The sequence below is a fragment of the Streptomyces sp. NPDC016677 genome, assembly GCF_055562815.1.
Genome location: NZ_JBVHEO010000020.1, coordinates 67,628 through 85,561 on the forward strand (window position 1 = coordinate 67,628; position 17,934 = coordinate 85,561).

Consider the following 17,934-nt stretch of genomic DNA (forward strand, 5'->3'; position numbering starts at 1 on the left):
GACACCCCGCCACCGACCGGAGGCGACAGCCACGCCGACACCCCGCCACCGACCGGAGGCGACAGCCACGCCGACACCCCGCCACCGACCGGAGGCGACAGCCACGCCGACACCCCGCCACCGACCGGAGGCGGTGCGCATGGCTGATCCGCGCGTGCCGATCCTCATGTACCACGCCGTCGCCGCCGAACCGGACGACGCGACCCGCGCGCTGTCGGTGACCCCGGAGGCGTTCGCGGAGCAGATGGCGGTGGTGGCGGACCGCGGGCTCACTCCCCTCACCACCGCCGAGCTGGCCGCGGCCTGGCGCTCCGGCCGCCCGCTGCCCGCCCGGCCGGTGCTCGTCACCTTCGACGACGGCTACGAGGGCGTGCACCGCCACGCCCTGCCGGTGCTGGCCGAGCACGGCTTCCCGGCCACGCTGTTCGTCTCCACCGGCTGGCTGCGCGGCCCGTACGACACCGGGGGCGCCCTGGACACCATGCTCGACTGGGACCAGGTGCGCGAACTGGCGGGCGCGGGTGTGGAGATCGGCGGGCACAGCCACACCCACCCGCAGCTCGACCAGCTGCACGCCGGGGACCTGCGGCACGAGCTGATCCACTGCAGGGAGATCGTCACCGACCAGGTCGGCACGGCGCCGGTCTCCTTCGCCTACCCCTACGGCTACTCCGACCGCCGGGTGCGGGCGGCGGTGCGCGAGACGGGGTACGCGCAGGCGCTGGCGGTGGGCAACGGGCTGGCCCGGCGTGCCCAGGGACCGTACGCCCTGCGCCGGGTGACGGTGCGCCGCAGCACCGGCGCGGAGGAGTTCGCGCGGCTGGTCGAGGGCCGGGCGATCACCCGTGCCTTCGCCCGGGACCGGGCGCTCACCAAGGGGTACGCGGTGGTCCGCCGGGCGCGGCAGGTGCGCGGGAGGACCTTCGCCGGCGCGGACCGCTGAGCGCCGGCACGGACCGCTGAGCGCCGGGGTGGCGCGTCCGCCGGGAAACCGGGTGCACGCGCCGCCCCCGTGCCGGATCATGGCGGCATGTCAGTCAACCCGCACGACGCGCTGCCGATCCGGCTCCACGTCGACGACAGCGACTCCCCGACCGACGTCGTCGACGCGCTGTTCCTCGGCCGCTTCGCGACGGGCGAGCAGCCTTTCTCGCACGCGGCCAACATCGACCGGGTGCGCTCCGGCGCGACGCTGCTGCCGCCCGGCGCCAAGGTGCTGCGCGCCGCCCGCGACGGCGACCGCAGCGCGACGCTGGCCGAGGGCGACGGCTGGACCCTGCTGGTCTCCCGGTGGAACCGGGGCGCCGACGTCACGGTGACGGCGACCAGCGCCGACCTGGCCGAGCGGGTCCTCGGCGAGGCCACCGACGGCGCGGCCGACGAACCCGAGCCGCAGCCGGAGAACGTGACGATGGGGTTCTGGTACGTCTCCCCGCGCCGCGGCCCGCACCGCACCACCCGGCAGATCTCCGCCGGTACGTGGGAGGAGGTGCGGCCCAACTACACGGCGCCGGTGGCGGACGCGATGGACCGCCTGATGAAGACGGGCCCCGAGGACATCGCGGGCCGGCTGCTCCTGCTGCACGGCCCGCCGGGCACCGGCAAGACCTCCGCGCTGCGCACCCTGGCGCGGTCCTGGCGGGACTGGTGCCAGGTGGACTGCGTCCTCGACCCCGAGCGGCTCTTCTCCGACGTCGGCTATCTGATGGACATCGCCATCGGCGAGGAGGACGCGGCGGGCAAGGACCGCTGGCGGCTGCTGCTCCTGGAGGACTGCGACGAACTGATCCGCGGCGAGGCCAAGCACACCGCCGGGCAGGCCCTGTCCCGGCTGCTCAACCTCACCGACGGCCTGCTCGGCCAGGGCCGCAACGTGCTGGTCGGCGTGACGACCAACGAGGACCTGGAGCGTCTGCACCCCGCCGTGGTCCGCCCCGGGCGCTGTCTGGCCCGGATCGAGGTGGGCCCGCTCACCCGGTCGGAGGCGGTGGGCTGGCTCGGCACGGAGGAGGGCGTCGGCCGCGAGGGCGCGACGCTGGCGGAGCTGTACGCGCTGCGCCGGGGCACGTCGCCGACCGCGCTGCCGGAGCCGCGGGAGGGCGCGGACGCGGGGCTGTACCTGTAATGGGGTCATGACCCTGTTCGTCGGCACGTCCGGCTGGCAGTACCGGGACTGGCGGGACGTCCTCTACCCGTCCGGGCTGCCGGTGCGGCTGTGGCTGGAGGAGTACGCGGCGGGCTTCGCCACCGTCGAGGTCAACAACGCCTTCTACCGGCTGCCGGAGCGGGAGACCTTCGAGGCGTGGCGGGAGCGGGTCCCGGCGGACTTCGTCGTCGCGGTGAAGGCCAGCCGGTTCCTGACCCACGTCAAGCGGCTGCGGGAGCCGGAGGAGCCGGTGCACCGGCTGATGAGCCGCGCCGCCGGGCTCGGCGACCGCCTCGGCCCGGTCCTCCTCCAGCTGCCGCCCACCCTGCGCGCCGACCCCGCGCTGCTGGACGCCTGCCTCGCCCGTTTCCCGGCCGGCACCCGGGTGGCCGTGGAACCCCGGCACGACTCCTGGTGGACGCCGGAGGTGGGCGAGGTACTGCGCTCCCGGGGCGCCGCGCTGTGCTGGGCCGACGTGCTGTCCCGCCCGGTGACCCCGCTGTGGCGCACGGCCGGCTGGGGGTACGTCCGCTTCCACCAGGGCCGGGCGGTGTCCTGGCCGCGCTACGGCCGGCGTGCCCTGACGGCCTGGGTCCGCCGGATCGCGGCGACCTGGCCCCCGGAGGCGGACGTGTACGCCTACTTCAACAACGACCCGCACGCGGCGGCCGTCCGGGACGCCGTGGCGTTCGCGCGGCTGGCGGGGACGGCGGGGCTGCGGGTCACCCGCGTACCGGAGCGCCTGCCGACGCCCTGAACCGGGTCCCTCCCCGATCCGCCCCGCGTGACACGCCCAGGGGCGCGGGGAACCGCGCGCTCGACCACCACGCACCCGCAGGCAGAAACGCACCGAACCCCCACGGCGCGGCGCTCACCCCCGAACACCGCCCGCAGGGCAAGCGCTCACCCCCCGAACACCGCCCGCAGGGCATCCCGCACGGCGGCCACCGCGTCCTCCTCCGAACCCCCCAGCCGCCGGGCCCGCGCAGCGAACTCCTGCGCCGCCGCGGCCAGCTCCCGCTGCGCCGCCGCCCCCGCCGCGGCGACGAACGTCCCGTTGCGGCCCCGCGTCTCGATCACCCCGTCCGCCTCCAGCGCCCGGTACGCCTTGGCGACCGTGTTCGCGGCCAGCCCCAGGGACTCGGCCAGGCCGCGCACGGTGGGCAGCCGGTACCCGACCGGCAGCACACCCTCCCGGGCCTGCTCGGAGATCTGCGCGCGCACCTGCTCGTAGGGCGCGGCACCGTCGTCGATGTGGATCTTCAGGGTCACGGCACGATTGTCCCGTACCCGGCGGAAAATGAGAGGCGGCCGACCGCGTCCCGCCGTAGCGTGCGCGCACATGACCGTCTCCGTACGCGATCTGCGCCCCGACGTCCGGTCGGAGGTCGAGGAGTTCGCCCTCGTCCGCCACCTGGCCCTCCCGTTCGTCCTCTGGACGCCGGACGCCGTCCTCCACCACCTCACCCACACCCACCCGGACACCCGGGCCCGCTCCCTGGTCGCGGAGGAGGACGGCGAGGTGATCGGCACGGCCCAGGTCGGCCTGGTCCACGAGAGCCCGGAGCCGGGGCAGGCGTACCTCAACGTCTACGTGCGTCCGGACCGGCCGCGGCGCGGCGCCGGCGGGCTGCTGGTACGGGCGGCCGAGGAGTACCTGGCGGCCGAGGGGGCGACGCGGCTGCTCGCCTGGGTGCTGGACGCGCCGGGCAACCGGGCCTTCGCCGAACGGCGCGGCTACCGCGCCGGACGCTCGGCCCACTTCCTCCGCCTGGACCTGGCCGACTGCGGCCTGCCGCCGCTCCAGTCCCCTCCCCCGGGCGTCGCGCTGCGCACCGCCGCGGACTACGCGGACGACCCCCGCCCCCTGTTCGAGCTGGACGCGGAGACGTCGGCGGACGAGCCGGGCGACGTCGACACGGCGCTGGCCGACTACGAGGCATGGCTCACGGAGACCTGGCGGCACCCGCTGCTGGACCTCTCCCTGACCACCGTCGCGGTCGTCGACGGCCGCCCCGCCGCCTTCACCGCGGCGTACACGGACGGCGGCGGCCGGTACGCGACGGCGATGACCGGCACCGCCCGCGCCCACCGCGGCCGGGGCCTGGCCAAGCTGGTCAAGAACGCCTCCTTGCACCGCGCCCGCGCGGCCGGGTGCGCGGAGGCGTTCACGGGCAACGACACCGGCAACGGCCCGATGCTGGCCGTCAACAAGTGGTTCGGGTACGAGGTCTGCGCGACGGAGGTGCGCCATGTCCGCGAACTCGGCTGAGACCGGAGGGGAGACGGGTGGTCCGGTGGACGTGGTCCTGGTCAAGGGCGGCCGTACGAAGATCCGGTACCGGGGCGTGCTCCTGGGCGACGACGGCACCCGGATCACCGTCCGCGCCCCGTGGGCCGGCGCCGGCGTCCGGGACTTCGGCTTCGTACGGTTCGAGCCCGGGGACGTCTTCACCGAGCACTACTGGCGCGACCGCTGGTACTCGGTGAAGGAGGTCCGCGCGGGAACGGGCGTCCTGAAGGGCTGGTACTGCGACATCGTCCGCCCGGCCGTGCGCACCGGCGCCGAGCTGGTCGTCGAGGACCTCGACCTGGACCTGTGGTGCTCCGCGGACGGCACGGACGTACGCCGGCTGGACGAGGACGAGTTCGCCGAGAGCGGTCTGGCGGACCGTGACCCGCCCGCCGCTGCCGCCGCCGTCGCCGCGCTGGCCGACCTGGAACGGCTCGCCCGCGGGGGCGGCTTCGGGCACACGCCGGCACGGGGCGGAGTCGGTCCGTCACTCTCGTACGACCTGCCCCCAGGGTGACACCCGCCACTGACACTCGAATCGTGACAGTGGCCACTGACAGATCCGTACCGATGAGGAACTCTCGCGAAAAGGGTCTGCCCCCGTGAGATCGCGGAACCCGGTGGATCCGTGAGGAGGCAGCCATGCGCCGTGTGACCGTGCACAAGCCCCTGGACCCGAGGAAGAAGACGGACGCCCGCCGGATCCGGGAGGAGGCCGACGCGCGCCGCGCCGGCCGGCCCGAGATCCGCGAGGACATCGCCCGCACCTGGTGGCCGGACGCCTGAGCGGGCCACCTCTGACGGACACCTCCCCCGCGGCCACGTCACGCGCGCCGGCCGGCCCGATCGTCTCGTCGGTCATGACCATGCCGCCGACGGCAGCTACCTGAGCGCAGCCTGAGCACCCCCTTAACGCGACCATAAGGATCCCCGCCGTCGGCCTTCAGCAGGCGTTTCCACGGTTTTCCGGGGCTAGCGTGCTGGCACCCCCACGGGTTCCGGACCGCCTTTCCCAGAAGCCTTCCGAGGAGTTCGCCATGCCCGCACCCCGCAGAGCCGCCGCCGTCGCCGCCGCAGGCGCCCTCCCCCTCGCCCTGACCGTGCTGACGGCCGCGCCCGCGTCCGCGCACGGCACGATGGGCGACCCGGTCAGCCGGGTCTCGCAGTGCTACGCCGAGGGGCCCGAGAGCCCCGACTCGGCGGCGTGCGAGGCCGCGGTCGCGACCGGCGGCACCCAGGCCCTCTACGACTGGAACGGCATCCGCATCGGCAACGCGGCCGGACAGCACCAGCAGTTGATCCCGGACGGCAAGCTGTGCAGCGCGAACAACGACGAGTTCAAGGGGCTGGACCTGGCCCGCGCCGACTGGCCGGCCACCGGCGTGAGCAGCGGCTCGTACACCTTCAAGTACCGCGTGACGGCCCAGCACAAGGGCACCTTCACCGTCTACATCACCAAGGACGGCTACGACCCGGCCCAGCCGCTGGCCTGGGACGACCTCGACCTGTCCGCCCCGGTGGCGACGGCCACCGACCCGGTCGCCGCCGACGGCTTCTACACCTTCTCCGGCAGCCTCCCCGAGCGCACCGGCCAGCACCTGCTGTACGCCGTCTGGCAGCGCTCGGACAGCCCGGAGGCGTTCTACTCCTGCTCGGACGTCGCCTTCGGCGGCACCGGCCCCGCGCAGGGCGAGGACACCACGGACACCGAACCGGCCGCCGCCCCCACCGCCGCCGCCCCCACCGCCTCCGCCCCCTCCGACGAGCAGATCGAGGCCGGAGCCGACAAGTCGACGGTCGAGCACCACGGACACGGCGACCAGGACGCCACCACCACGACCGACCCGACGTCCGCGAGCGAGGCGACGACCGGGGAAAGCAGCCGGCTCACGGCCGCGGGCGGCACCACGAACCTCGCCGAGACCGGCGGGGACAGCACCACCCCGTACATCGCGGTCGGCGGCGCCGCCGTCCTGGCGCTCGGCGCGGCGACGCTCTTCGCGACGGCCCGCCGCCGCACGGCCCACGGCAGCCGGTCCGGCCGCTGACCGACGGGCTCACCAGGCTAGTCGGAGCGGTCCACCGGGCGCGTTCCGCAGCAGCCGGTCCCGCAGAACCCGCACCTTGTCCGCCGCCCGGGCGCAGGCCCATGCGTGCTCGGTCAGCACGACCAGCCGCGCCCGGGCGTCACCGGGACGGGGCCGCCGCTCGGCACACCCCTCGCGAGCCGGCTCGCCGACGAGCCGGCTCGCCGCCTGTCCGGTCACCCCCAGGTGCCGGGCGAGTCCGGTCACGGTGGCACCGTCCGGAGCCAGCCGGGAGAAGGCGGAACCGTGCGCGGGACGCCCTCGAAACCAACGCCCCCATACCGGCAGCGAGGAACTGTGCGCCTGGTCCCGGCGGGGTCCCCGCCGGGACCAGGGCGCCCGCCCACCCTCGACGGCCGCGCGGCCGCGGGCGACACGGTGATCGTCGACGCCGGCCCGGCCCTCGCCCGTCGAGAACCCCACCGGCCCGACGGCGACCATGTGGGTCACCGCCTTCGCCGGCCTGTCGGCGGAGCTCGCCGACGGCACCCGGATCACGCCCCCGTGGGCCTGTCAGCGGTATCCGACCGCACGCCGGGCGGTGGCACCGGCGTCAGCACCGGACCGCGCTGCCCCGGTCGATCCGCACGTACGGACTGTAGATCCAGCCGAAGGTTGTGGAGTACCAGAGGTTGCCCACGTCGTTCGTGTACTTGCAGTAGATCTCCACACGGCTGCCGTAGGCACGGTGACCCGTCACATCGCATCCCGCCGCCGGACCGTCGTGTACCGCCGCCTTGTCCTTCGTGATCAGGCCGGACGCCGTGAGCACGTCCGTGACCGCCCATCCGCAGGCTTCCGCCGGAGCGGGCTGTGCAGCCTGGGCCGGCGCGGCCGAGAGCGCCAGGACCATGGCGGCCCCCGCGGCGGCGGACATCGAACCGAGTCTCATGTGTGTCCCTTTCCGTGACGATGGAAGATGGTGGGCCGGACAGGACCGGGGCCCGCGTTCTCCGAGTGCGCGCTGTCGGCAGCTCAGGCTTCGAACCAGGCCGAACAGTTGGTGTTGACGCCGCCGTTGCACACCTTGTAGCGGGCGATCCCCCGCTCGTCGACTCCGGTCACGTAGTTGGCGATGTCCAGCGCCGGCCCGTCGTAGCCCTGGCTGTTGTGCGCCACCAGCTGGGTCGCGCCCCATCCCCCGGAGGTGAGTGGTTGCGCGTACAAGCGGGGCCCCAGCCCGTCCTTGGCGTAGTCGTGCAGGGTGCCGGTGACGTAGATGTAGTAGCCCCCGCCGGACGACCACAGACATTGCTCGCTGAAGTCGGCGTAGGCTCCGCCGTCCGCCGACCAGGACCCCGACGAACCGCAGAACGCGGCGGCGGAGTCCTCGGTCGCGTGCGAGGGCGCTACGCCGAACGCCAGGGCCGCCATGGCCCCGACAGCCGACAGAACCGCCACAGAGGGAAGTCTCACAGCTTCTCCTTTCGGAAGGGACGGAGGTTTCGATGACCGGCCGTGGCTCGGCCGTCTCGTCCGTGTGAATGGTCCGTGCGACGCGAAGCCGGAACAATGGCGGACGGCTGTCCCGGACAGGGCAGGGCTGTCCGGCATGGTCACCGGCTTGTCCGGGACACGCCCGGACGCAAGTCGGCGGGAAGTGGTCGCCGTCCGATCCGATTGGCGCGGACCGTGATTGACGGTGCCCGGGAACGGTCGCGAGGATCATGTCCATGACCAAACAGGGGGATGTCCGTCTGGAAGACATCAGTGACTTGACCGCGTTCATGGAGTCGCTCCGCCATGTGAAGACGCGGTCCGGCCTGTCGTACCGGCAGTTGGAAGAGCGCGCGGCAGCCCTGGGGGAAGTGTTGCCGCGCAGCACCACCGCCGACATGCTGGGCCGGGAGGTCGCACCTCCGCCCGAGCTGCTGGCCGCCTACTTGAGGGTGTGCGGAGAGGAAGCAAGGATCGGGCACTGGCTGCGGCTCCGCGACCGGATCGCCGGCCAGGCGACGGCCCCGACGCGGGCGGCGGGCCGCCCGGCCCCGCTCGGCCTGCGCGACCGGCGCGTACTCATGGCGGCGGCGACGGCGGCGGTCCTGGCGGCCGTGGCCGGCTTGGCGGCCGTGGCCGGGACCGACGACGGGCCGCCGGCCGCTCGTGAGACTCACGCCGCCGGTTCGCCTGCCGCCGTGAGCCAGGCTCTGCTGAGCGGTTGGGTACGCATTCGCCCGGTGACCGCCCCGGACCTGTGCCTGACCGACGGCCGCGTCCAGGACCGTCGCTACATCCCGTTGGTGGCCGTACAGCGGCCTTGTGCCGCGGTGGCACCGCAGGCCACCAGACTCGTGGACATGGGCAACGGCACCTACCGGATCCAGTGGCACCATCCGGACTACGGCAAGGGTTGTCTCATGGCCCTGGAAGACGGTCCGGGCGCGGGGCTGCTGGAACCGATGGACGACTGCGTCCGGGACAGCCGCTTCCATCTGGAACCCGCGGGTTCCTACGGCGCCGGCACCTACGTCCTGCGCATCGCCGGGCAGGGCTGTGTGGGCATCAGGAGCTCCGCCGCCACCGAGGGCACCGAGGCCGTGATGGAGCGGTGTGTGGGCAAGGGCGGCCAGGTGTTCTTCATCGAGCCGGTCTCCTGAAGCGGACGGCGGTGCCGGGAGGGCGCGGCCAGGAGGCCCTCCTCGCGTCATGACCGCCGCCGGGGGCTGTCCGGGACACGTGTCCCGGACAGCCCCCGGCCAGGCGGCGTCTTGCGCACCGGCGTGCCACATGGCCGGCTGCTGACCCCCGCGGCGGTGCTGTGTTCAGCAACCCCCCAGGTCATGAGAACGGAGCTTGTAGTCGCCGACCAGATTGCCGCTGTCCCCCAGCGAGGTGCATCCCACGTAACTCGTGTAGCTCGCTCCGAGGAAGTAGGCGACGTCGAAGTAGGCGTTGTTGTACACGGACTTCACCGGGTACGAGGACGACCACGAGCACACGACGCTCCCCGACCTCCAGTCGGGGTCGTCGGCCGACCAGTTGCACCGGCTGCCCGTGCCGTTGCTCCCGGAGTAGAAGCACACGTTCCCGACCGGGCACGAGTACGCGGCGGAGGCGGCGGAGGACGAGCCGGTGAGGCCTGTGGCGGTGAGTCCCGCCGCGAGAGCGGTCACCGCCAGGGCACGCTGTATACGCACGATGGTCTCCTTCTGTCGGATGGGCGTTGCCAGACCGTGCAGCCAGAGTCTGCGGAGGTCAGCGACCCCGCAGCAACGGCGTGGCGCTGTCCGGGACAGTCCGTGGCTGTCCCGCCTGCCGGCAGCGCTGTCCGGATGTGCGGCCTACCGGCGTCCGGGCCGCCGGACGGCGTGCGGCCTCTCGGCGCACCGTCCGACAGCATCACCCGTCCGCGCGACCGCGCCTTCGCCGGCCGGCCGGCCGGCCAGGAAGTGAACAGGCCGGCAGGGGCGGCGGACCATCCGCAGGACGGCCCTCAGGCCGCCAGCGCCCCCGGCATCACCGCCCGGGGGCCGAACCTCGCTCGCGCGCGATCCGCGGCCTCCTCGATCCGGCGGACCTTCTCGTCCACCGGGTCGAAGGTGAGCTGGTGGGACGCCTGTTCGGCGGGGGCGAGGCCCTCGGCGCGCAGGGTGACCGCGCGGACCCGGGCGCGCTGGAGGCCGAGCGCCTCGTACATCTCGTAGGCGGCCCGCGTGAGGGCCGCCGAGTGCGCGGTCGGTTCGCGCAGGGCGCGGGTGCGGGTGGTGGCCGACCGGTCGGCGTAGCGGACCGTGAGGGTCAGGGTGCGGCAGATCTTGTCGACGGCGCGCAGCCGGGAGCCCAGTTCCTCGGTGGCCGAGAGCAGGGCGCGGCGGTGCCGGGCGGGGTCGAGTTCGTCGCGGGGGAAGGGGCGTTCGGCGGCCAGGGAGCGGGAGATGCCGTTGGGGACGACGCGGCTCCGGTCGACGCCGTTCGCCTTCTCGTGCAGCTCGCGGCCCGTCTTCGCGCCGACCAGGCGCTGGAGTGTGGACAAGGGCGCGGCGGCGACCCGGCCGAGGGTTTCCAGGCCGTACTCGCACAGGGTGCGGGCGGTGGCCCGGCCGACGCCGGGCAGTTCGGCGACCGGGCGTTCGGCGAGGAACTCCACCGCCTCCTCCCCCGTCACCGCGCGGACCGCCCCCGGCCGGGCCTGGCGCAGCGCCATGCGGGCCAGCATCGGGCCCGGCCCGGCGCCGATCGCGCAGTCGACGCCGTGCAGCGCGAGGGTGCGGACGCGGATCACCGAGGCCAGTTCCACGGCGTCGCGCCCGAAGTACCGTTCGGCGCCGCGCAGATCGGCCAGTGCCCCGTCCGGCGGCAGGGCCTCGACGACCGGCGTGAACTCCTCCAGCAGACCGAGCAGCCCCGGCAGGGCCGCCTCGTACATCGGCGGCAGCTGGAAACGTACGCAGAGGATGGTCATCCCGCACTCCCCGGGCTCTGGTGCCACAACTTCCTTCCCACCGCGGGCCCTTCGCCCGCGGGGCGCAGATCGGCCCAGGGGTGCATCTCGTACCCCGTGGGCATGCGGACGGTCCGCCGCCGCTCCATCTCGTCCTGCGCGGCGGAGCCGGCCGGCGCGGGCCGGCCGTCCGAGCCGGCCAGGCGGCGCCGGGCCGGGCCGTCCCCGGGGGCGTCCCCCTGGGTCCCCCCGGCCAGCCGGGCCGCGACCCCCTCCAGGCCCTCCTCCCGCCGCACCTCCAGCAGTTCGGCCAGGTTCCAGGCGGCGGCGCCCACCACACTGAGGCTGCGCGGCCCGCGCCGCTGCACCACCCCGCGCACCAGCAGCAGCCAGGAGTGGAAGACGGTGTGCGCGCAGGCGTCGTGGGAGTCGTCGAAGAAGGCGAGGTCGACCAGGCCGGTGCCGTCGTCCAGGGTGGAGAAGATGACCCGGCGGCCGGAGCGGACCGGCGGCGTCTGGGTGGCCGCCTTGGCGCCCGCGACCAGTACCGTCTGCCCGTGCCGGGCCTCGCGCAGCCGCCGCGCGGAGACCACGCCCAGCTCGTCGAGGAAGCGGCGGTGGTCGTCCATCAGATTGCGCGAGGCGTCCATCGACAGCACGCCCAGCTCGGCACTGAGCTTCTCCGCCGAGGTGAGGTCGGGCAGCCCGGCCGACGCGGTCTTCCGGCCGCCGGACAGCGGGAGTTGGCCACCGCGTCCGGCGCGGGCGCCCCGGTGCAGTTCGGTCAGGTGCAGTTGCAGGTCGCGGCGGTTGGCGCCGAACGCGTCCAGCGCGCCGACCTGCGCCAGGCGCCCGGCGAGCGGGCGGCTGGGGCGGGCGCGTTCCCAGAAGTCGAGCAGGGAGGCGTACGGCTGCCCGGCGGCGATCCGTTCCGCCTCGGCCTCGCTGATGCCGTGCACGTCCAGCAGGGCCAGCCGCAGCCCCCACACCTTCCTGGAAACCTCCCCGGCACCGGACACCAGTTCGACTCGATGGGCGACCCCCGACTTGTTCACGTCCAGCGGCAGGATCGGCACCCCGCGCCGCCGCGCGTCCGCCAGCAGCAGCCGCTTGGGGTACATGCCGGGGTCGTGGGTGAGCAGCCCGGCGTAGAAGGCGGCCGGGTGGTGGGCCTTCAGCCACGCCGACTGGTACGTCGGCACCGCGAAGGCGACCGCGTGCGCCTTGCAGAAGCCGTACGAACCGAACGCCTCGACGATCTCCCAGGTCCGCCCGATGGTCTCCGCGTCGTACCCGTTCGCCGCCGCGTGCTGCGCGAACCACACCCTGATCCGGCCCTGCGACTCCGGATCGGACAGCCCGCGCCGCACCCGGTCGGCCTCGCCGCGCCCGCAGCCGGTCATGACCGCGATGATGTCGATGACCTGCTCGTGGAAGACGACGACCCCGTACGTGCTCGCCAGGGCGTCCGACAGGTCCTCGTGCGGGTAGCGCACCGGGGCGCGTCCGTGCCGGGCCTCGATGAACGGCCGCACCATGTCGGCGGCGACCGGGCCGGGGCGGAAGAGGGAGATGTCCACGACCAGGTCGTGGAAGCCGGCCGGCTGGAGGCGCCCGACCAGGTCCCGCTGGCCCGGCGACTCGATCTGGAAGCAGCCCAGCGTCTCGGTGGAGCGGATCAGCGCGTACGTCGCCGGATCGCCGTCCGGGACCGCGTCCAGGTCGACCCGCTCCCCCGACGCCCGCTCCACCTCGGCGACCGCGTGCGCCATCGCCGACTGCATCCGCACGCCCAGCACGTCCAGCTTGAGCAGCCCGAGGTCCTCCACGTCGTCCTTGTCGAACTGGGCCATCGGGAACCCCTCGCCACTGGTCGGCATGACCGGCGTACGGGAGAGGAGGGAGGCGTCCGACAGGAGCACTCCGCAGGGGTGCATGGCGACGCCGCGCGGGAGGGCGTCGAGGGCCTCGACCAGTTCCCAGAGCCGGCCGTACTCCTCCTTGCGGCCCGCCAGTTCGCGCAGCTCGGGCAGTTCGCCGAGGGCCGCGCGGGCGTCGCGGGCGCGGATGTGCGGGAAGGACTTGGCGACCCGGTCGATCTCGGCGGGGTCCATCGACAGGGCGGCGCCGACGTCGCGGACGGCGTGCCGGACGCGGTACGTCTCCGGCATCGCGACCGTCGCGACCCGCTCGGTGCCGAACCGGCCGATGATCGCCCGGTAGACCTCCAGGCGGCGCGCGGACTCCACGTCGATGTCGATGTCGGGCAGGACGACCCGCTCCTTGGACAGGAAGCGCTCCATGAGCAGCCCGTGCTCGACCGGGTCGGCGTGCGCGATGCCGAGGAGGTGGTTGACGAGGGAGCCCGCGCCGGAGCCGCGCGCGGCGACCCGGATGCCCATGTCCCGTACGTCGTCGACCACTTGGGCGACGGTGAGGAAGTACGAGGCGAAGCCGTGGTGGGCGATGATGTCCAGCTCGTGGTGCATCCGCTCCCAGTAGTCGCGCCGCCGCTCGTACCCCTTGCGGATCATCCCCGCCGCCGCCCGGGAGGCGAGCGTCCGCTGGGCGGTGCGGCGGCCCGCGCCGACCAGATGCGGTTCGGGGAAGTGGACGGCGCCCATGCCGAGGTCGTCCTCGGGGTCGACCAGGCACTCGGCGGCCGTGGCCCGGGTCTGCTCCAGCAGGCGGTGCGCGGCCTCGCGCCGGAAGCCCGCGGCCTCGACGATCCGCTCGGCGGCGTGCGTCATGGCGTCCGTGCCCTTGAGCCACGCCTCCCCGGAGTCCAGCTCCCCGGCCGCGCCGACCGGGACCAGGCGGCGGGCCGCGTCCAGTACGTCGGCGACCGGGCCCTGGCCGGGGTCGGCGTACCGCACGGCGTTGGTCAGGACGGGGCGTACACCTTGCTCGGCGGCGAAGCCGACGGTGCGGGCGGCCTGGCGCAGGGAGCCGGGGCCGGTGCCGGTACGGCCGTGCCAGACGGCCTCCAGACGCAGCGCGTCGCCGTACACCTCCCGCCAGGGGGCGAGGAGCCTGGCGGCGCGGTCGGGGCGGCCGGCGGCGAGGGCGCGGCCGACGTCGGAGTCGGGGCCGAGCAGCACGGTGAGGCCGTCGGCGTGGTTGTCGGCCCAGGACAGGAGCGGGGTCCCGGGGCCGCGGTGCGCGGCGGAGACCAGCGCGCACAGGCCGGCCCAGCCGCGGGCCCCGTCGCGGGCGAGGAAGGTGACGCGCGGGGCCGACTCGTCGACGAAGGCGCCGCCGCGCACGGGGATACGGCGCCGGTCCCGGCGTACGGAGGTGTCGCCGCGCTCCGGTGCCGGGGCGGGCGGCGCCACCGCCAGGTCCGCGCCGAACAGCGGGCGGACGCCCGCCTTCGCGCACGCCTTGGCGAAGCGGACCGCACCCGCGAGGGTGTCGCGGTCGGTGAGGGCGAGGGCGTCCATGCCCCGCTCGGCGGCGCGCTCGGCCAGCCGCTCCGGGTGGGAGGCGCCGTAGCGCAGGGAGAACCCGGAGACGGTGCGCAGATGCGTGAAACCCGGCACACGCACCTCCCGCACTGGTGACCTTCCGACATTCTGTCGAACGTCTGTTCCAACAACCTCACCCCCACCATACCTCCATCTTCGAATGTGTGTACGACATCCATCCGGCCCCGCCCCACCTGCACAAACGCCCTCCGGCAGGGACCGTGGGGGCATGGCGCACACCTCAGGCGGCACCGGCAACCGGAACGGATCGTTCCTGGATGAGGTGAAGGACGCGGTCACCCCGCGGGCCACGCTGCTCGTGCTCGGCGTGCTCGCGCTCCAGCTGCTGTTCATCGCCTCCTACGTCGGGGCGCTGCACGATCCGAGGGCGAAGGACGTGCCCTTCGGGGTGGTCGCGCCCGAGGACGCGGCCGGGCGGACGGTGGCCCGCCTCGAACGGCTGCCCGGCACGCCGCTGGACCCGCGCACGGTGGCCGACGAGGCGGGCGCCCGGAAGAAGATCATGGACCGGGAGATCGACGGCGCCCTGGTCGTGGACGCGCGCGGCACCCGGGACACGCTGCTGGTCGCCTCCGGCGGTGGCACCGCGCTCGCCACCACCCTGGAGCGCCTCGTCACCGAGGCGGAGCGGGCCGAGCGGCGGACCGTGGAGACCGTCGACGTGGCCCCGGCCTCGGCGCGGGACTTCGACGGGCTGTCGTCCTTCTACCTGGTCGTCGGCTGGTGCGTCGGGGGCTATCTGTGCGCCTCGATCCTCGCCATCAGCACCGGCGCCCGGCCGGCCAACCCGCGCCGCGCGGCGATCCGGCTGATCGTGATGGCGCTGGTCGCGATCGTCGGCGGGCTGGGCGGGGCGGTGATCATCGGGCCCGTCCTGGGGGCGCTGCCCGGCAGCGTGGTCGACCTGTGGGGACTGGGCGCCCTGGTCACCTTCGCCGTCGGCGCCGCCACGCTCGCGCTCCAGGGGCTCTTCGGGGTCGTCGGCATCGGGCTGGCGATCCTGCTGGTGGTGATCGCCGGCAACCCGAGCGCGGGCGGCGCCTTCCCGCTGCCGATGCTGCCGCCGTTCTGGAAGGCGATCGGCCCGGCGCTGCCACCGGGCGCCGGCACCTGGGCGGCCCGCTCGGTCGCCTACTTCAGGAGCAACGACCTGACCCTCCCGCTGCTGGTGCTGTGGTCCTGGGCGGTGGCGGGGACGGTGATCACGATGCTGGCGGCGGTGCTGCGCCGGCGGCGGCAGGGGGCGCGGCTGCCGACGCAGGCCGGCTGACGCCCCCGTACACCCGCCGAGGTCCCGCCCCTCGCGCGCGGGGCGGGACCTCACAAGAGCCTCTGCGGGTCAGCCGATCTCGGTGCCCGTGGCCGACAGCGCCTCCGTCACCGGCTGGAAGAAGGTCTCCCCGCCCGAGGTGCAGTCGCCGCTGCCGCCGGAGGTGAGGCCGATCGCGCTGGAGCCGGAGAAGAGGGAGCCGCCGCTGTCGCCGGGCTCGGCGCAGACGTCGGTCTGGATGAGGCCGCCCACGATGTCACCGCTGCCGTAGTTCACGGTGGCGTCCAGGCCGGTGACCGTGCCGTCGTGCACCTCGGTGGTGGAGCCGCTGCGGGTCACCCGCATGCCGACGGTGGCCTCGGCGGCGTCCGTGATGGACTGCGCCGAGCCGTCGTAGAGGTTGACCTCGCTCGGGTGGTCCACGTCGGCGGTGTACTTGACCAGGCCGTAGTCGTCGTCGGGGAAGCTGGAGACCTCGTTCTCCCCGATGACGGTGCCGGACGAGTCCGACCAGGAGGTGATGGACTCGGTGCAGTGGCCGGCGGTCAGGAAGTACGGCTCGCCGCCCTTGGTGACGTTGAAGCCGAGCGAGCAGCGCCCGCCGCCGCCCGTGATGGCGTCGCCGCCCGCGACGAAGGGCTTGTACTCCCCCTTCGTCCGCTTCAGCTCGGCCTTGGCGCCGAGTCCGTCGACCACCTCGGTGAGCTTGGCCCACTCGGCCTTCGAGACCGTGCGGTCGGCGGTGACGACGACCTTGTTGGCGGTCGGGTCGGTCACCCAGGAGGTACCCGGGATCGTGGCGTCCCGCTTGAGGGTGGTGCGCGCGCTCTTCAGGTCGGCGAGCGAGTTCTCGACGATTCTCGCGGTGGCGCCGGCCTCCTCGACGGTCCGCGCGGCGGCGGCGTCGAGGACGTTGACCACCAGGCTCTCGGACCGGGCGTCGTAGTAGGTGCCCGCGGCGTCGGCGCCGAGATCGCCGAGCAGGGTGGAGGCGAGCTTTCCGGCCGCGATGGCCGACAGGGTCTCGGGGGTGGCGGACGCCGGGGTCTCGCTGGCGTTCGCGCTCTGGAACGTGACTCCCGTGGCGACCAGCGCGACGATGCCCGCGCCTGCCACGGCTGCCCGCCGCCTGGGTATGCGTCGGTGCTTCAACTCATGTCCTCCTGTGGGGGGTCGGCCCGTGGGGTTGTGGGGACCTCGCGGACCGGAAGGCCGGTTGACGGGCGCTTACTCTTCCGAACGGCACAGGTCGCACACAAGGTCGACTTCGAGACGTGCGCACGACAACTTCAGCGCGGGCACACGGCCTCCACCCTTTGCTCCCGGTCCAGGGAAAATTCGCAGAGCAAACACTCCGGGCGAGGAACCCGTCAGCGGAGCGTGAGGTCTAGTCCTGTCTGGATTCCACCTCTTGCGCTCCGCCGTCCTGGTGTGCATCTACGCGCGATGGCCCGCTCCGCGCGGCCTCCGGCGGGACCGTCTGCTGCGCCCGCTCCAGGAACCGCAGCAGTTCCACCGGGAAGGGCAGGACGAGCGTGGAGTTCTTCTCGGCGGCGACCGCCACCACCGTCTGCAGCAGGCGCAGCTGGAGCGCGGCCGGTGTCTCCGACATCTCCTTGGCCGCCTCGGACAGCTTCTTCGACGCCTGGAGCTCGGCGTCGGCGTTGATGACCCGGGCCCGCCGCTCCCGGTCGGCCTCGGCCTGCCGGGCCATCGAGCGCTTCATGGTCTCGGGCAGGGAGACGTCCTTGATCTCGACGCGGTCGATCTGCACGCCCCATCCGATGGCCGGGCTGTCGATCATCAGCTCCAGGCCCTGGTTGAGCTTCTCCCGGTTGGACAGCAGGTCGTCGAGGTCGCTCTTGCCGATGATGGAGCGCAGCGAGGTCTGCGCCATCTGCGAGACCGCGAAGCGGTAGTCCTCCACCTGCACCAGGGCGTCCGCCGCGTCCACGACCTTGAAGTAGACGACCGCGTCGACCCGCACGGTCACGTTGTCCCGGGTGATGCCCTCCTGGGCGGGGACCGGCATGGTCACGATCTGGAGATTGACCTTGTGCAGCCGGTCCACGAACGGCACGACCAGGGTGAAGCCGGGGCCGCGCACCTGCGGCCGGAGCCGGCCGAGCCGGAACACCACACCCCGTTCGTACTGCTTGACGACCCGCGCCGCGGCCATCGCGTAGACCACCGCCGCGGACGCGACCGCCGCTCCCGCCGCCATCAGCTCCTCGACCATCACGGCCCCCAGGGTCCGAAGTGGGCGCAT

Annotated in this window: 17 protein-coding genes and 2 pseudogenes; 10 read left to right on the forward strand and 9 right to left on the reverse strand. The window is 73.9% G+C overall.

What is annotated here, in order from left to right; all coding sequences use genetic code 11:
• Window positions 1-139 precede the first annotated feature (139 nt).
• The 3 genes from ACZ3IG_RS33170 to ACZ3IG_RS33180 all read left to right on the forward strand — a co-directional run bounded on the left by ACZ3IG_RS33170 (window position 140) and on the right by ACZ3IG_RS33180 (window position 2,903).
• On the forward strand, window positions 140-943 hold the full coding sequence (locus ACZ3IG_RS33170) for a polysaccharide deacetylase family protein (RefSeq protein WP_467436755.1): 804 nt from the start codon (window positions 140-142) through the stop codon (window positions 941-943).
• 87 nt (window positions 944-1,030) lie between these two features.
• Complete coding sequence (locus ACZ3IG_RS33175; RefSeq protein ID WP_467436756.1) at window positions 1,031-2,125, forward strand: DUF5925 domain-containing protein; 1,095 nt, start codon at window positions 1,031-1,033, stop codon at window positions 2,123-2,125.
• A 7-nt stretch (window positions 2,126-2,132) separates the two neighbouring features.
• On the forward strand, window positions 2,133-2,903 hold the full coding sequence (locus tag ACZ3IG_RS33180; RefSeq protein ID WP_467436757.1) for a DUF72 domain-containing protein: 771 nt from the start codon (window positions 2,133-2,135) through the stop codon (window positions 2,901-2,903).
• 146 nt (window positions 2,904-3,049) lie between these two features.
• On the opposite strand, the gene ACZ3IG_RS33185 is transcribed toward ACZ3IG_RS33180, so the two are convergent.
• Window positions 3,050-3,418, reverse strand: a complete 369-nt coding sequence (locus ACZ3IG_RS33185) for a GntR family transcriptional regulator (protein ID WP_467436759.1) — start codon at window positions 3,416-3,418, stop codon at window positions 3,050-3,052.
• A gap of 70 nt (window positions 3,419-3,488) precedes the next feature.
• On the opposite strand from ACZ3IG_RS33185, the gene ACZ3IG_RS33190 reads away from it, so the two are divergent.
• The 4 genes from ACZ3IG_RS33190 to ACZ3IG_RS33205 all read left to right on the forward strand — a co-directional run bounded on the left by ACZ3IG_RS33190 (window position 3,489) and on the right by ACZ3IG_RS33205 (window position 6,487).
• Window positions 3,489-4,418 carry a GNAT family N-acetyltransferase gene (locus ACZ3IG_RS33190; protein WP_467436760.1) on the forward strand — a complete coding sequence of 310 codons (930 nt, stop codon included), beginning with the start codon at window positions 3,489-3,491 and terminating at the stop codon, window positions 4,416-4,418.
• Window positions 4,399-4,956, forward strand: coding sequence for a ribonuclease FAU-1 family protein (locus tag ACZ3IG_RS33195; protein ID WP_467436761.1), 558 nt, complete (start codon window positions 4,399-4,401; stop codon window positions 4,954-4,956). Before ACZ3IG_RS33190 ends, ACZ3IG_RS33195 begins: the two co-directional genes overlap by 20 nt.
• Before the next feature lie 125 nt (window positions 4,957-5,081).
• Complete coding sequence (locus tag ACZ3IG_RS33200; RefSeq protein WP_467436763.1) at window positions 5,082-5,225, forward strand: hypothetical protein; 144 nt, start codon at window positions 5,082-5,084, stop codon at window positions 5,223-5,225.
• Window positions 5,226-5,476: 251 nt separating this feature from the next.
• Window positions 5,477-6,487 (forward strand): lytic polysaccharide monooxygenase auxiliary activity family 9 protein, encoded by a 1,011-nt coding sequence (locus tag ACZ3IG_RS33205; RefSeq protein ID WP_467436764.1) that lies wholly within the window; start codon window positions 5,477-5,479, stop codon window positions 6,485-6,487.
• 9 nt (window positions 6,488-6,496) lie between these two features.
• Here ACZ3IG_RS33205 and ACZ3IG_RS33210 read toward each other — a convergent pair.
• A pseudogene (locus tag ACZ3IG_RS33210) lies at window positions 6,497-6,808 on the reverse strand (MarR family transcriptional regulator); the annotation flags it as partial.
• Between ACZ3IG_RS33210 and ACZ3IG_RS33215 the strand changes: the two are divergent.
• Window positions 6,801-7,037, forward strand: a pseudogene (locus ACZ3IG_RS33215) (cupin domain-containing protein); the annotation flags it as partial. The pseudogenes ACZ3IG_RS33210 and ACZ3IG_RS33215 sit on opposite strands and share 8 nt — an antisense overlap.
• A gap of 42 nt (window positions 7,038-7,079) precedes the next feature.
• Here the strand turns inward: ACZ3IG_RS33215 and ACZ3IG_RS33220 are convergent.
• The gene (locus tag ACZ3IG_RS33220; RefSeq protein ID WP_467436765.1) at window positions 7,080-7,418 is read right to left on the reverse strand and encodes a hypothetical protein; all 339 of its coding nucleotides are present in this window, start codon (window positions 7,416-7,418) and stop codon (window positions 7,080-7,082) included.
• Window positions 7,419-7,501: 83 nt separating this feature from the next.
• Window positions 7,502-7,942 (reverse strand): hypothetical protein, encoded by a 441-nt coding sequence (locus ACZ3IG_RS33225; RefSeq protein WP_467436766.1) that lies wholly within the window; start codon window positions 7,940-7,942, stop codon window positions 7,502-7,504.
• Between the two features lie 257 nt (window positions 7,943-8,199).
• Here ACZ3IG_RS33225 and ACZ3IG_RS33230 point away from each other — a divergent pair, with 257 nt between their 5' ends.
• Window positions 8,200-9,123 (forward strand): RICIN domain-containing protein, encoded by a 924-nt coding sequence (locus tag ACZ3IG_RS33230; protein ID WP_467436767.1) that lies wholly within the window; start codon window positions 8,200-8,202, stop codon window positions 9,121-9,123.
• 165 nt (window positions 9,124-9,288) lie between these two features.
• Here ACZ3IG_RS33230 and ACZ3IG_RS33235 read toward each other — a convergent pair whose 3' ends face one another.
• The 3 genes from ACZ3IG_RS33235 to ACZ3IG_RS33245 form a co-directional block, all read right to left on the reverse strand.
• Window positions 9,289-9,663, reverse strand: a complete 375-nt coding sequence (locus tag ACZ3IG_RS33235; RefSeq protein WP_467436769.1) for a peptidase inhibitor family I36 protein — start codon at window positions 9,661-9,663, stop codon at window positions 9,289-9,291.
• 296 nt (window positions 9,664-9,959) lie between these two features.
• Complete coding sequence (locus tag ACZ3IG_RS33240; RefSeq protein WP_467436770.1) at window positions 9,960-10,928, reverse strand: DNA polymerase Y family protein; 969 nt, start codon at window positions 10,926-10,928, stop codon at window positions 9,960-9,962.
• Window positions 10,925-14,449, reverse strand: a complete 3,525-nt coding sequence (locus tag ACZ3IG_RS33245; RefSeq protein ID WP_467436771.1) for a DNA polymerase III subunit alpha — start codon at window positions 14,447-14,449, stop codon at window positions 10,925-10,927. The genes ACZ3IG_RS33240 and ACZ3IG_RS33245 overlap by 4 nt, the downstream gene beginning before the upstream one ends.
• Window positions 14,450-14,603: 154 nt before the next feature.
• Here ACZ3IG_RS33245 and ACZ3IG_RS33250 point away from each other — a divergent pair, with 154 nt between their 5' ends.
• Window positions 14,604-15,665, forward strand: a complete 1,062-nt coding sequence (locus ACZ3IG_RS33250; RefSeq protein WP_467436773.1) for an ABC-2 transporter permease — start codon at window positions 14,604-14,606, stop codon at window positions 15,663-15,665.
• Window positions 15,666-15,734: 69 nt separating this feature from the next.
• Here the strand turns inward: ACZ3IG_RS33250 and ACZ3IG_RS33255 are convergent, their stop codons facing one another.
• Together ACZ3IG_RS33255 and ACZ3IG_RS33260 are read right to left on the reverse strand one after the other, a co-directional pair.
• Window positions 15,735-16,817 (reverse strand): S1 family peptidase, encoded by a 1,083-nt coding sequence (locus ACZ3IG_RS33255; protein WP_467436774.1) that lies wholly within the window; start codon window positions 16,815-16,817, stop codon window positions 15,735-15,737.
• 235 nt (window positions 16,818-17,052) lie between these two features.
• Window positions 17,053-17,904, reverse strand: coding sequence for a slipin family protein (locus tag ACZ3IG_RS33260; protein ID WP_467436824.1), 852 nt, complete (start codon window positions 17,902-17,904; stop codon window positions 17,053-17,055).
• Window positions 17,905-17,934: the final 30 nt, after the last annotated feature.

Bases quoted from the DNA above. Each gene is read 5' to 3' on its own strand.
- ACZ3IG_RS33170 (WP_467436755.1), top strand. From the start codon at position 140: ATGGCTGATCCGCGCGTGCCGATCCTCATGTACCACGCCGTCGCCGCC.
- ACZ3IG_RS33175 (WP_467436756.1), top strand. From the start codon at position 1,031: ATGTCAGTCAACCCGCACGACGCGCTGCCGATCCGGCTCCACGTCGAC.
- ACZ3IG_RS33180 (WP_467436757.1), top strand. From the start codon at position 2,133: ATGACCCTGTTCGTCGGCACGTCCGGCTGGCAGTACCGGGACTGGCGG.
- ACZ3IG_RS33190 (WP_467436760.1), top strand. From the start codon at position 3,489: ATGACCGTCTCCGTACGCGATCTGCGCCCCGACGTCCGGTCGGAGGTC.
- ACZ3IG_RS33195 (WP_467436761.1), top strand. From the start codon at position 4,399: ATGTCCGCGAACTCGGCTGAGACCGGAGGGGAGACGGGTGGTCCGGTG.
- ACZ3IG_RS33200 (WP_467436763.1), top strand. From the start codon at position 5,082: ATGCGCCGTGTGACCGTGCACAAGCCCCTGGACCCGAGGAAGAAGACG.
- ACZ3IG_RS33205 (WP_467436764.1), top strand. From the start codon at position 5,477: ATGCCCGCACCCCGCAGAGCCGCCGCCGTCGCCGCCGCAGGCGCCCTC.
- ACZ3IG_RS33220 (WP_467436765.1), bottom strand. From the start codon at position 7,418: ATGAGACTCGGTTCGATGTCCGCCGCCGCGGGGGCCGCCATGGTCCTG.
- ACZ3IG_RS33230 (WP_467436767.1), top strand. From the start codon at position 8,200: ATGACCAAACAGGGGGATGTCCGTCTGGAAGACATCAGTGACTTGACC.
- ACZ3IG_RS33240 (WP_467436770.1), bottom strand. From the start codon at position 10,928: ATGACCATCCTCTGCGTACGTTTCCAGCTGCCGCCGATGTACGAGGCG.
- ACZ3IG_RS33250 (WP_467436773.1), top strand. From the start codon at position 14,604: ATGGCGCACACCTCAGGCGGCACCGGCAACCGGAACGGATCGTTCCTG.
- ACZ3IG_RS33260 (WP_467436824.1), bottom strand. From the start codon at position 17,904: ATGGTCGAGGAGCTGATGGCGGCGGGAGCGGCGGTCGCGTCCGCGGCG.